Source organism: Dokdonella sp. (genome assembly GCF_017744955.1).
Lineage (GTDB): Bacteria > Pseudomonadota > Gammaproteobacteria > Xanthomonadales > Rhodanobacteraceae > Dokdonella_A.
Map to the genome: position 1 here is coordinate 1 of NZ_JAGIAG010000005.1, position 13,255 is coordinate 13,255.

Genomic DNA, 13,255 nt, shown 5'->3' on the forward strand with positions numbered 1-13,255 from the left:
AAACGCTCCGCACCGATCTTCGTCAGCGCCGCCGTCAGCGTCGTCTTGCCGTGGTCCACGTGACCGATCGTGCCCACGTTCACGTGCGGCTTCTTGCGCTCGAATTTTTCCTTGGACATGACGAAAACCTCGATCTAGATGAAAACGGACTAGGTGGAGACGAAGCTGCAAAATCCAACTCGATCCAATTGCCGGATCGAGCCGGAACCAAAAATGGTGCTCACGAATGGAATCGAACCATCGACCTCCTCCTTACCAAGGAGGTGCTCTACCGACTGAGCTACGTGAGCAGGTGTACTTGTGCAGTCCTCCGTGACTGCGAAGAACAAAGCTGCATCCGTGCAGCACTTTTCAATACAGCCAAAAATCCTGAAACCTTTCAGCAGTTCGATGGAGCGGGAGACGGGAATCGAACCCGCACAATCAGCTTGGAAGGCTGAGGTTCTACCATTGAACTACTCCCGCGCCGGAGAACCTGCTTGGGTGCTGCACCGAAGAGACATCGACTCCTCGATCCTGAAAACTATTGGTGGAGGGAGGTGGATTCGAACCACCGAAGGCGTAAGCCAGCAGATTTACAGTCTGCCCCCGTTGGCCGCTTGGGTATCCCTCCGAACATCGAAATCTTTGGCCGACCTGCGTCGCGATGAATCCGCGGGCAGGGAGCCGCGCATTGTCCTGTCTCGCGCACGACACTGTCAAGGCCGGAGAGCGCAGAAATTTCACCGTCGCGGCGACCGCCGCGGCAAAATCAGCCCGGCAGGACCGGACGGAACCGGGCGACCTCGGCTTCCATCGTCTTCGACAGCTCGATCAGGCGCTTGGCGTAGTCGGCCAGGCGCCGGTCCTCGTCGTTCAGCGGCTGCCAGGCGGGCACCGGCGACGGCCGGCCGTCCGGGGCGTCGAGCGCGACGAAGGAGATCACGCAGCTCGTCGCGACCCGCTGCATCGTGGACTTGAGGTCGCGCGCCGTCACGTCGACGGCGAAATGCATGCTCGAGGTGCCAGTCTGGATCAGTTTGCAGCGCACCGTGACCAGGTCGCCGATCAGGATCGGCGCGACGAACTGGATGCCGCCGACCGCGACCGTCACGGCGTACTTGCCGCTCCAGCCCACAGCCGCGGCATAGCCGGCCTGGTCGATCCATTTCATCACCATGCCGCCGTGCACCTTGCCGCCGAAGTTCACATCGGTCGGCTCGGCCAGGAAACGAAACTCGACTTCGCGCTGCTCGCCGGGCATCGGCACCTCCGGAAACGATCGGCCGCGTAGCCTAAACGCTGGCCGCGATCGGCGCGAGATGGCCGGCCCCTCTTCGGGAACTTCCCCTGCCGCCACGTGGCAACCGGCATTGCCAAAACTGGAATGATCGGAACGGACAAGGCATGCTCCCCGGTCGGCTGGGCGCGCTGCTCACGCCCCGGGGAAGTCGAGGCGCCGCCTCGATCAGGTCAGCCGCCGCACTTTCGCAATATCCGTCATGCCATCGCCGTTTCCGCTTCGCCGATCCGCCTTCGCCGATCTGCCGACGTCCCCCTCCCGCGCCCGGCGCGGCCCCGGGCCGGGATGCGCGGCGTGAGCGGCAACTCGATCTACCAGTTCGACAGCTACCGCATCGACCCGGCCAAGCGCGAACTCTGGTGCGAAGGCAAGCTGGTCCCGCTGCAGCCGAAGGCATTCGACTGCCTGGTCTACCTGCTCGAGCATCGCGACCGCGTGGTCGGCCACGACGAACTCATCGCCACCGTCTGGGGCAAGGTCGAGATCGGCGACAGCGTGCTCGGCCAGATCATCAGCCGCATCCGCGGCGTGCTCAACGACAACGCGAACAAGCAGGTCACGATCCGCACGATCACGCGGGTCGGCTACAGCTGGGTGATGCCGGTGCGCGTGCTGCCACTGGAGCCGGAGGGGTCGCCGCTGGCCGACGTCGATCGCGCACCGCAGGAATCCGCCGCCCTGCGCACGCACGCCGGCACGGAAACCGGCGACGAGGTCGCGACGTCCCTCCCCGGAACCGCGGCGCCGGGCACCCGCCGGCGCCCGTTCGCCTGGGCGCTCGGCCTCCTCGTCCTCGCGGCCGTGTCGTTCTTCGGCTTGCGCACCGTCCTGTCGAACCGTCCCGCACCGCCCGCGGACGCGGCCGCCGACACCGCCGTGATCCTGCCGGTCAGCGCGCCGCGCGAACCGGCCCACGCCTGGATCCGCCTCGGCGTGATGGATCTGATCGGCGAGCGCCTGCGCGCGGCCGGCCAGACGGTGGTGCCGAGCGACAACGTCGTCGCGCTGGCGCGCAGCCTGCCGGCGGAGCCGACCCGGTCGGACATCGACGACCTCGCCCGCGCCGCCACTGCGAACATCGTCATGCACGCCACCGCCGAGCCACAGGGCAGCCGCTGGCGGGTGGAGCTGGAGATCGTGCACGGCCGCGACCATGCGCTGGCGGCGCACGGCGACGGCGACACCGTCATCGATGCGGCGCGCATCGCCGCCGACCGCATGGCGATCCTGCTCGGCTTCGGCGTGGTCGAACCCGACGTCGGCACGGCGCCGAGCGATCCGCTCGACTACGTCCTGCAGCAGGTGAAGGCGGCGGTGCTGGTGGACCGCCTCGACGAAGCGCGTGCCCTGCTCGACACCACCGATCGAGGCAACGATCCGCGCATCCTCTACCAGAGGGGCGACATCGAGCTGCGCGCCGGCAACTACGCGCGATCGCAGCAGGTCTTCCAGGCCCTGCTCGACCAGGTGCCGGCCGAACGCGACCCGCTGCTGCGCGCGCAGGCGCTGCAGGGCCTGGCTTATTCACTGGTCCGACAGATTCGCCATCCGCAGGCGCGTCCCTACGTCGACGAAGCGATCGCCTTGCTGGAACAGCGCGAGCCGTTCCGCAACGCACACGACGCACTGGGCTCCGCCCTCTCCGCGCGCGCCTTCCTGCGCCGGGTGATCGACAACGACTCCGCCGGTGCCGAAGCCGACTACAGCCGCGCGCGCATGCTGTTCGAAAGCAGCGGCGACCAGCTCGCCTTGGCGCGCCTCGACGCCAATCTGTCGATGCTGCTCGGCGACACCAACCGCGTCGCCGAGGCCTTGTCGCTCGGCCGCACTGCGCTTGACCGGCTGGCGCTGTTCGGCGACGTGCAATCGGAACTGCGCCTGCGCGTCGCGCAGGCCGAGCTGTACAGCGACCAGCTCGAAACCGCCACTGCCTTGGCCGAAGCGCGCCAGTTCGACCGTCTCGCCGGCCAGGTGAACAACCCGGCGCTGGTCGAGCTTGCGCGCATGAACCAGGCGTACATGGCGGCCGACGCCGGCTTGTTCACCGAGGCGCGCGAACAGCTGCGCCGCCTGATCGAACAGCCCGCGGCGGCGGGCGAGGACGGCGCGAACAAAGGGCTGTGGCCGCACTACATGGCCGCCTGGCTGGCCCTGGAAGCGGGCGACGCGGCGGCGGCGGCGCAGTTCGCGCGCGAGGCGCTGGATCGCCGTGCCGACGCGCCGACCGGCGCGCCGTGGAATCTCGCCCGCACCTGGACCACGCTGTATCGCGCGCAGCGCGCGCTCGGCCAAGCCGAAGCCGCCGCCGCGACACTGTCCTCCGCGGGCACCTGGGCCGAGTCGCACACCGACCAGCCGCTGGTGGTCCAGTGGATCGCGCTGATGCGCGCCGAGAGCGCCGCACAGGGTGCTGCGGACGAGGCCAAGCGGCTGTACGAATCGGCCTGGTCGCAGGCGCTGGCCAGGGCGGTGCCGCGCGAGATGCTCGAGGTGGCCAAGTCCTACTGCAACTTCCTGATCGGCACTGGCCGGTTGCAGGACGCAACGCGAATCGTCGGCCACGTCTCGCGCTGGGCGCAGAGCAATTACGACGCCACCCTGCTGCAAGTCCGGCTGCACCATGCACTGGGCCAGACCAGCGCCTGGCGGCGGGCGCTCGATCGCGCCCGCCAGCTCGCCGGCGAGCGCGCCCTGCCGCCCGAAATCCTCGACTCGCCGCGCACGCCCTGAGCCGGCGCGGCCCCCTCGCCGGGCCTGCCGGCCGCGGGTGCCGGACGCTGCGCCGCAGCATCGGACGCGCACCGGAGCCGCGGCAAAAAAACCCCGCGCATGAGCGGTTTAGTGGCTCCAATGAGAAGGTTTTGGAAACCTTCGCAAGGGCTTTCACAAAGCCGAACGCCGACGCAGCGGCGAGACTGGACGACGCCATCCGCAGCCTGCCCGGCGCTTCGCCGCGCGGCCGCGGCTGCCCTCGTTGCCGTTGCCCGAAGGAGACCCTTCCGATGTCCGTTGCTCGAAGTCGCAGCCGGCTCAATCCGCGCCCGCTGCTGTTGTCGCTGGCGATGTGTTTCGCCAGCAGCGCGTCCTTGCCGATCATGGCCGGCGCGCCGACCGCATCCGCCGTGCCCGATCCGGCGCCAGGCGCCCCGGTGCAGGTCGATCCGGCCCTGCTGACCCACCTCACTGGTTCGTCCGGCGCCAACATGCTGGTCTATTTCGATCGCCGCGCCGACCTTTCGGCCGCCTTCGGCATGGACTGGCAGGAACGCGGCCACTACGTGCAGCAGCAGCTGCAGGCGGTGGCGGAGGAGTCGCAGAGCGAGCTGCGCGCCTATCTCGACCGGCAAGGCGTCGACTATCAGGCGTTCTGGGTCGACAACGTGGTGCAGATCCGCAACGGCAGCCGCGCATTGCTCGACACGCTGGCCAGCCGCACGGCGTTCACCGGCGTGCGCGAGATCAAGGGCGAGCCGGACGTGCGTCTGATCGAGCCCGAGCACGTCGAGGAAGACCGGCTGCCGCGCCTGGCCGCTGCGATCAGCAACATCGAACACGTCAACGCGCCCGGCGTCTGGGACCTCGGCTTCACCGGACGCGGCATCACCGTCGCCAACATCGACACCGGCGCGCGCTACAGCCACCAGGCCCTGGTGCACCAGTACCGCGGCACGACCGGCTCCGGCCAGTACGACCACAACTACAACTGGTGGAGCCCGTACGACCACTCCGCCGCCCCGACCGACCCGCACAACCACGGCTCGCACACCATCGGCACGATGGTCGGCGACGGCGGCGCGGACCGCCGCGTCGGCATGGCGCCGGGCGCGAAGTGGATGGCCTGCCAGGGCTTCAACCCGTCCTCGACCGCATCGGCCCTGCTCGAATGCGGCCAGTTCATGCTCGCGCCGTGGAACCTGGCGCAGCAGAACCCCGATCCGAATCGCCGTCCGCACGTCATCAACAACTCCTGGACCGACTGCAACCGCGAGGTCGACACCTGGTACGAAGGCGTCGTCGACGCCTGGATCGCCGCCGGCATCGTGCCGGTCTTCTCCAACGGCAACTCGAGCAACTGCAGCTATCCGCGCCCGCCGGGCCTGAACACGGTCGGCAACCCGGCGCGCTACGGCAAGGTGCTCTCGGTCGGCTCGACCGGCACCGACAACGGCCTCTACGCGGCCCATTCGAACTGGGGACCGACCGACTATCCCTCGGCCGGACTGCCCAACTATCCGGACCATCAGGGCTTCCCGAGCATCAAGCCGAACATCGTCGCGCCCGGCGTGTCGATTCTCTCGGCCGGCAAGGACTCCGACGACCACTACTACCTCAGCAACGGCACCTCGATGTCGGCGCCGCACGTGGCCGGCCTGGTCGCACTGATGTGGGAAGCGGCGCCGTGCCTGGTCGGCGACTACGCCGGCACCGGCACGATCATCATGAAGACCGCGCGACCGGTGCCGTACGCCTCCGGCGGAACGCCCGCCCCGGGTCCAGGCAACGTGCCGAACTACGCCACCGGCTGGGGCGAGATCGACGCGCTCGCCGCGGTCAACGCGGCGATGCAGAAGTGCGGCGGCTTCACCATCGCCGGCACGCCGAGCGAACTGCGCGTCTGCGCGGCCAGCCCGGCCAGCTACGCGCTCAAGCTGCACAGCCGCGGCGGGTTCAGCGATCCGGTCACGCTGTCGGTCGCCGCGGGCCTGCCCGCCGGTGCCAGCGCGAGCTTCTCGCAGAATCCGCTGGTGCCGACCGATCCGGCCTCGACTTCGACGCTGAGCATCGGCAACACCGCCGGCCAGCCCAGCGCCAGCCATCGGCTGACGATCAAGGCGCAGTCCTCGGGACCGGCCTTCGCGGCCCTCGAGCGCAGCGTGACCGTCGACCTGCGCATCGACGCGGCCGCGCTCGCGGCACCGATCCCGACCGCGCCGTCGAACGGCGAAACGAACGTCGTCGTGCGGCCGAGCTTCGAATGGAGCGGCACCCCCGGCGAGAGCTACCGCCTGCAGGTCGCCACCGACACCGCGTTCACCGCGCCGGCGATCGACCAGGTCGTCACCGCCGGCGCCTTCCGTCCGTCCAGCCTGCTCGCCACCGGCAAGACCTACTACTGGCGCGTGCGCGGCGAGAACAGCTGCGGCGGCGGCGCCTGGTCGGCGACCTACCAGTTCAGCACCCGCTTCGATCCGGTCGCCGGCATCGCGCCCGGCTCGCTCGCCTTCACGCTGGCGGCCGACGCCAGCGACAGCCGCGGCCTCAGCGTCGCCAACACCGGCTCGGCCGACCTGGTCTGGACCGCGGCCGAAGCCGGCGTCAACGCGGCCGATCCGACCGCGGACGCCGCCTGGCAGCCGATCGGCCCGCTCGGCGGCGACGTCGACGCGATCGCGATCTCGCCGATCAACCCCGACCTGGTCCTGCTCGGCACCGCGCCCGCCGTCGGCGCCGGCAACCTGTACCGGTCCACCGACGGCGGCGCGACCTGGAACCAGGTCATCGGCGGCGTCAACGTCTACCACATCGTCTACGCCGGCGACGGTACCGCCTACGCCGCGACCATGACCGGCATACGCAAGAGCACCGACGACGGCGCCACCTGGTCCACGCCGAACCTCAACATCGGCACCAACCGCCAGGCCTTCGGCGTCACCGTCGCGCCGAGCAACTCCTCGATCGTCTGGGCGGCCATCGCTTCGGCCAACGGCCAGCAGACCAAGAACCTGCTGCGCAGCACGGATGCCGGCGTGACCTGGCAGAACGTGACGCCGACCCTCGGCGCCAATCTGAACGGCCGCGCGATCGCGGTGCATCCGACCAATCCGAACACGGTCGTCGCGCTGTTCGACGGCGGCTTCGGCGGCGGCCAGGTCTGGGTCAGCACGAACGGCGGCGCGAGCTGGACCAACCGCTCCGCCGGCCTGCCCGGCAATCCGCCGCGCTCCGTGCACTTCGACGGCACGCGGCTGCTGGTCGGCGGCGGACAGGCCTACAACAACCAGTATTTCGGCCTGTACCAGTCGCTCGATCTCGGCGCCACCTGGAGCGCGCTGCACACCTCCACGCCGGTGCCGCACGTGGAAGCCATCGCCGTCGATCCGCAGGATTCGCACACGATCTACCTCGCCACCAGCAACAGCGGCATCCATCGCAGCCGCGACGGCGGCGCCAGCTGGGAAACCGGGCTCGGCGGCACCTCGCGCGTAGGCATGATGGACCTCGCCCTGGTGCCCGGCAGCCCGGGCGAGATCCTCGCCGGAGCGATGTCGCAAGGCCTGTTCCGCAGCCTCGACGGGGGCGACGGCTTCGCCGCGTACGGCACCGGCATCGCCGAGGCGCGCCTGTACTCGGTGACGACCAATCCGCACAACCCGCAGGAAATCGCGGTCGCGTTCCAGGCCGCCAATGCCGGCGGCATCTACTCGACCACCGACGGCGGCGCGCACTGGACCGTCGAGTCGGCGCCGCCGACGCGCTACGTCACCGTACGCTTCGCGCCCGACGGCACCCTGTACGGCATCTCCACCGGCCCGACCACGATCGCCAAGGAAGCGGTGTACCGCCGCGAAACCAATGGCACCTGGACGCACCTCGGTCCGAACCAGGGTCCGAACCTGCTGGTCGATCTGGAAGCGATCGCGTTCAGCACGAACGATCCGGACCTGATCCTCGTCGGCGGCAGGGACAACGGCGTCGCCGGCGACGAGGCCACGATCTGGCGCTCGACCAACCGCGGCCAGACCTGGACCAAGGTGTACGAGGCCACCGTCGGCTACAAGGTCACCGCGATCGAGATCATCCGGGACGGCACCGACCTCAACATGATCGCCAGCGCCGGCTCCGCCTCGCTCGGCGGCGTGCTGCGCTCGAGCGACGGCGGCGTCACCTGGCAGCCGTCCTCGACCGGCATCCCGCCGGTCGGCTACTGGGCCACCGCGCGGATCTGCTCGCATCCGACCACGCCGCAGCGCCTATTCGTGGCGAAGGGCAATCCGGGCGCCCTGTACCGCAGCGACGACGGTGGCGCCAATTGGCAGGCGACCGGAGCGACCTTCCAGACCCTGCTGGCCTCGCTGGCCTGCGATCCGGTCGACGAGAACGTGATCTACGCCGGACAGGCCTCGACCCTCGCCGGCACGATCCGCGTGCTGCGCTCGGGCGACGCCGGCGCCAGCTTCCAGCGTTTCGACACCGGCATTCCGGTCGCCGGACCGGTCCCGCAGGACTTCGCCTTCAAGGGTTCCTCCAGCCTGCTCGCCGCCAGCAACGGCGGCGGCACCTTCGAGACCAGCCTCGGCGGCGAAGCGCGCGCCTGCATGAGCCCGCACGACATCCCTTGGCTGAGCCTCAGCCCCACTGGCAGCACGACCGCGCCCGGCGCGAGTACCGCCGTCACCGTGAGCGCCGATTCGAACGGGCTCGCGCTCGGCCAGTACCGCGCCCAGCTGTGCTTCCGCACCAACGATCCGAACGCCGACCTGATCCGCGTGCCGGTGCAGCTGAACGTCGCCGACTCCACCGCCGGCACGCTGGCCGGCAACGTCTCCGCACTCGGCTACTGCGGCCGTCAGACCACCGCCGCCTCGAACGCGCAGGTCACGATCACCGGCCAGCACAACAGCTTCACGGTGACCACCGACGCCAACGGCCGCTTCAGCAAGGAGATCAGCCTCGAGGAGAGTCCGCTGTCGGTGCTCGTGCATAAGGCCGGGCACGTCGACGTGTCGCAGGGCGGCATCGAGCTGGCGTCGACGCAGACCACCACGGTGGACCTGCAGGTCAAGCTCGACGCGCCCTGTCTCGAGGCGGCGCCGGATGCCTTCGCGGTCGCGCTCGAGGCCGGCGAAAGCGCCGCACGGACCTTCACGCTGCGCAACACCGACGGTGCGGGCACTTTGAACTGGAGCCTGCGCAGCGCGACGCCGAGCGGCGCGCCGGTCACGCCCGACGTGCTCGCTCCCGCGGGCGGCGCCGACGCCGGCAGTTTCGATCTCGCCAGCCACTTCGGTCAGCCGCTGCCCGGCCTGGCCGCGACCGGCCCGGCCGGCGAACTCAACTGCAACAGCGCGCCCGGCCTGATCTCCCACGACGACGGCAGCGTCGAGAGCGGCTACGGCGCCGATCCCAGCCTCGTGCAGCGCATCACGATGGTCGACTACTTCGTGCCGCGCACCTATCCGACCATGCTCGACGCCGCCTGCATCGTGTTCGTCAGCATCGGACCGAGCTCGCTCGACTTCGACCTGGTCGTGTACGACGACGACGGCCCGGGCGGCTCGCCCGGCACCGAACTCGGTTCGCTGGCGCTCAACGCGACCGATCTGCCGATCCCGCCGCTGCCGCCGGCGTTGCCGTGGAAGAGCTTCGACCTGTCGAGCCTGAACCTGCGCATCCAGTCGGGCGGCGTCTACATCGGCGTGCGCTGGTTCGCGACCGATCCGCCGGTGACGCTCGGCGCCGATACCTCGGCCAACCGTCCGGCCAACGCCGGCAACGGCTACAAGAAGTTCGACCAAGGCTCGTGGGACTCGCTGGTAGTCGCCTTCCCGGCCTACCGCTCGCTGTTCATCCGCGCGGCGACGCACGACGTGTCCGGCTGCGAGGCCGCGAACGACGTGCCGTGGCTGACGCTGACGCCGTCCGGCGGCAGCGTCGCGCCCGGCGGCAGCGCCGACGTCGCGGTGCAGATTGACAGCAGCGGCCTGGCCGCCGGCGAGCATCACGCCAGCCTGTGTCTGGACAGCAACGATCCGGAGCATCCGCGCTTCGTCGTGCCAGTCACGCTGACGGTCGAGGCGGGCGCGAACGATCCCGCTGCACTGAACGTGCTCGGCGGTTCGGGCCAGAGCGCTGCGCTGAACACGGCCTTCCCGGCACCGCTGGCCGTGCAGGTGCTGAGCGGCCAGGGTCAACCGCTGGCCGGCGTGGACGTCGACTTCGCCGCACCGGCCAGCGGCGCCTCCGCCCTGCTGTCGCAGACACGCGTCACCACCGATACCAACGGCTACGCCGCCGTCAACGCCGTCGCCAACGCCAGCGCCGGCGCCTACGCGGTGACGGCGACCGTCGGCGGACTGCCCACCGCCCAGTTCGCGCTGACCAATCTCGCCGCCAGCACCGATCTCGCGGTCGAAGTGCGCAGCCTGCGCGGCTACGTGCGACGCGGCGACCTGCTCGACTATCTGGTCACCGTGCGCAACCTCGGCCAGGATGCCGCCAGCGGCGCCAGCGTGACCGGCCGGCTGTCGACACAGCTCGACACGGCGTTCGCGAGCTGGACCTGCCTCGGACCGAGCAGCAGCCAATGCAGCGGCAGCGGCCAAGGCGAGCTGCAGGACAGCGGCCTCAGCTTGTCCGGCGGCGGCAGCGTCAGCTACCTGGTCACCGCACCGGTGCGTTGGGATGCCGACGGCTCGGCCACGCTGACCGGGCAGACCGCGCATGCCGACGACGCGAACCCGGCCAACGACGAGCAGTCGGCCGGCGCGCCGATCGTCATCCACCGCGACGGCTTCGACGGCCGCGGCTCGCCGGCAGCGCTGCCGGCGGCGACCGAACGGCTCGACGAGGATCACGCGATCGCGATCGCTCTCCTCGCTCCGACGCAGGATCTCGTCGACCGCGTGCTGATCGCGACCGCGGCCGGTTCGACCGAGGTGTTCCGCATCGAACGCCTCAACGGCGCCGAGGCAACCTGGCTGCGCGTGGTCGCGCGCGACGAGAACGGCCAGGCCTATGCGAGTGCGTGGATGCGCGTCGGCCCGGCGAGCGAACTGGAAGTTCGCCTGCTCGGCAGCGAAGGGACGGACGGCGCACGGCGCGTGCTCGAACTGCGCACCGACGCCGGCATAGTCACGATACCGCTCACCGATCGCGCAACGGGTTACATGGTGCGGTCCGCCTCTCCCATGCGCAGCCTCCCCAAGGCCAACTGACGTAAAGCTGCGCCTTCCGCCCCCCGTCGCGAGACGGGGGGCTTTTTTTGCTCGCTCAGTCGAGAGGGGCATCGATGCCACGGCGGCGTGGGACGCGGCTTTCCATCGGCGTCAGATCACGCAGCCCGTCGCGGCCGGCCCGATCGCGGATCCGGGATCGCGCGCCGTCGCGGCCTCGCACTCCATCCCCTCCGCGACGGCTCGCCTGGACGTGCTGCACTGCCAGGGCTGACGCGACGGGCTGCCCGTCGCGCTAGTGCTGCGCGCGGCGGGTGAAGGTGATCTTGCCGAGCGGTATTTCCTTGCCGCTCTTCGGACCGATCGCAGTCATCGTCAGCACGCGCGTGTCGCCGCGGAATTCCTCGGTCATGCGGTACTTCGCCGGCGGATGCGGATCGGGCTGGCGCAGTTCCGAGGTCCACGTCATCGTCTTCGAGGCCGCGTCCCAGGTGCCTTCGTCGAGACGGATGTAGTCCTGGTTGCTGTCGACCCAGATGCCGACGTAGCGCTGCTTCTTCGGATCGTAGCCCCAGGTGCCGTGGCCGCCGTACTTCGCGTCGACCTCGAAATCGTTGCGGATCCAGCGCTTGCCCGTCACGAACGTGTTCGTCTGCACGCCGGTCGCGCGCGTCGGCGCCTGGTCCGGGGCCGCGGGCGGGAATTCGATCGCCGCGTCCCAGACGCCCTCTTCCATCGTCAGGACGTCGAGTTCGGGGCGGGCAGCAGGGGTTTCGGCCGCGCGCGCACAGGCAGCGGCGAGCAGCAGGGCAATGGCGAAAGCGGAACGCATGGTTTCCTCCGGTAGGCGCCGCCGAAAAACGGCGGTTCGCCACAGGAAGACGCAGCCGGACCGCGAAACCTGTCAGCCCGGCGCGCAATCCGCAAGCCGGGCAACATGCCGGTCAGACGTTGAAGCGGAAATGCAGCACGTCGCCTTCCTTGACGATGTACTCCTTGCCTTCCAGGCGCAGCTTTCCCGCGTCGCGCGCGCCGGCCTCGCCCCGGTACTTGATGTAGTCGTCGTAGGCGATCGTCTCGGCGCGGATGAAGCCGCGCTCGAAGTCGGTGTGGATCACGCCGGCGGCCTGCGGCGCGGTCGAGCCCTTCTTCACCTGCCAGGCGCGCACTTCCTTCTCGCCGGCGGTGAAATAGGTCTGCAGGCCGAGCAGCTTGTAGCCGGCGCGGATCACGCGGTTCAGGCCCGGCTCGTCGAGGCCGAGATCCTTCAGGAACTCGTCGCGGTCGGCGTCCTCGAGCTGCGCCATCTCCTCCTCGATCGCCGCGCAGACCGGCACCACCTCGGCGCCCTCCTTCGCCGCGCGCTCGCGCACCTGGTCGAGGAACGGATTGTTCTCGAAGCCGTCTTCCTTGACGTTGGCGATGTACATCAGCGGCTTCAGCGTCAGCAGGAAAAGGTCGCGCAGCAGCGCCTTCTCGTCGTCGTCGAGGTCGGCCGAACGCGCGGCGCGGCCTTCGTTGAGCACGGCCTGCACCTTCTGCAGCATCGGCCGGCGCGCCAACGCGTCCTTGTCGTTCGCCTTCGCCGCACGCTCGACGCGGTTCAGCGCCTTCTCCACCGATTCCAGGTCGGCGAGCGCCAGCTCGGTTTCGATCGTCTCGATGTCGGAGATCGGATCGATGCGGCCGGCGACGTGCACGATGTCGGTGTTCTCGAAGCAGCGCACCACGTGCGCGATCGCGTCGACCTCGCGGATGTGGGCGAGGAACTTGTTGCCCAGGCCCTCGCCCTTCGACGCGCCGGCGACGAGACCGGCGATGTCGACGAACTCGATCGAGGTCGGAATGATCTTCAACGGCTTGGCGATGCCCGACAGCGCCTCCAGGCGCGGATCGGGCACCGGCACCACGCCGACGTTCGGGTCGATCGTGCAGAACGGAAAGTTCGCCGCCGCGATGCCGGCCTTGGTCAGCGCGTTGAAGAGAGTCGACTTGCCGACGTTCGGCAGGCCGACGATGCCGCATTTGATACCCATGACAGTCCTGTGAGCGGTAAGCAGTCAGCGGTGAGCGGTAGGAG

6 protein-coding genes and 3 tRNA genes are annotated in these 13,255 nt (G+C 69.5%); 2 read left to right on the plus strand and 7 right to left on the minus strand.

Features of this window, described 5'->3' with window-relative positions; all coding sequences use genetic code 11:
• The 5 genes from J7520_RS12040 to J7520_RS12060 all read right to left on the minus strand — a co-directional run.
• The coding region (locus tag J7520_RS12040; RefSeq protein ID WP_291189065.1) for a GTP-binding protein at positions 1–119 on the minus strand (119 nt) is incomplete at its 3' end.
• Positions 120–214: 95 nt separating this feature from the next.
• Positions 215–290 (minus strand) — tRNA-Thr (locus J7520_RS12045).
• Between the two features lie 101 nt (positions 291–391).
• A tRNA-Gly gene (locus J7520_RS12050) sits at positions 392–465 on the minus strand.
• Between the two features lie 62 nt (positions 466–527).
• Positions 528–613, minus strand: a tRNA-Tyr gene (locus J7520_RS12055).
• Between the two features lie 138 nt (positions 614–751).
• Positions 752–1,243 carry an acyl-CoA thioesterase gene (locus tag J7520_RS12060; RefSeq protein WP_291188571.1) on the minus strand — a complete coding sequence of 164 codons (492 nt, stop codon included), beginning with the start codon at positions 1,241–1,243 and terminating at the stop codon, positions 752–754.
• 333 nt (positions 1,244–1,576) lie between these two features.
• Here J7520_RS12060 and J7520_RS12065 point away from each other — a divergent pair, with 333 nt between their 5' ends.
• Positions 1,577–4,012, plus strand: a complete 2,436-nt coding sequence (locus J7520_RS12065) for a winged helix-turn-helix domain-containing protein (RefSeq protein WP_291188573.1) — start codon at positions 1,577–1,579, stop codon at positions 4,010–4,012.
• Between the two features lie 272 nt (positions 4,013–4,284).
• Positions 4,285–11,217, plus strand: coding sequence for a S8 family serine peptidase (locus tag J7520_RS12070; protein WP_291188575.1), 6,933 nt, complete (start codon positions 4,285–4,287; stop codon positions 11,215–11,217).
• Between the two features lie 253 nt (positions 11,218–11,470).
• Here the strand turns inward: J7520_RS12070 and J7520_RS12075 are convergent, their stop codons facing one another.
• On the minus strand, positions 11,471–12,007 hold the full coding sequence (locus J7520_RS12075) for a DUF1579 family protein (protein ID WP_291188577.1): 537 nt from the start codon (positions 12,005–12,007) through the stop codon (positions 11,471–11,473).
• A gap of 112 nt (positions 12,008–12,119) precedes the next feature.
• Positions 12,120–13,211, minus strand: coding sequence for a redox-regulated ATPase YchF (gene ychF / locus J7520_RS12080; protein ID WP_291188579.1), 1,092 nt, complete (start codon positions 13,209–13,211; stop codon positions 12,120–12,122).
• Positions 13,212–13,255 lie beyond the last annotated feature (44 nt).

Bases quoted from the DNA above. Each gene is read 5' to 3' on its own strand.
- ychF (WP_291188579.1), bottom strand. From the start codon at position 13,211: ATGGGTATCAAATGCGGCATCGTCGGCCTGCCGAACGTCGGCAAGTCG.
- J7520_RS12075 (WP_291188577.1), bottom strand. From the start codon at position 12,007: ATGCGTTCCGCTTTCGCCATTGCCCTGCTGCTCGCCGCTGCCTGTGCG.
- J7520_RS12070 (WP_291188575.1), top strand. From the start codon at position 4,285: ATGTCCGTTGCTCGAAGTCGCAGCCGGCTCAATCCGCGCCCGCTGCTG.
- J7520_RS12060 (WP_291188571.1), bottom strand. From the start codon at position 1,243: ATGCCCGGCGAGCAGCGCGAAGTCGAGTTTCGTTTCCTGGCCGAGCCG.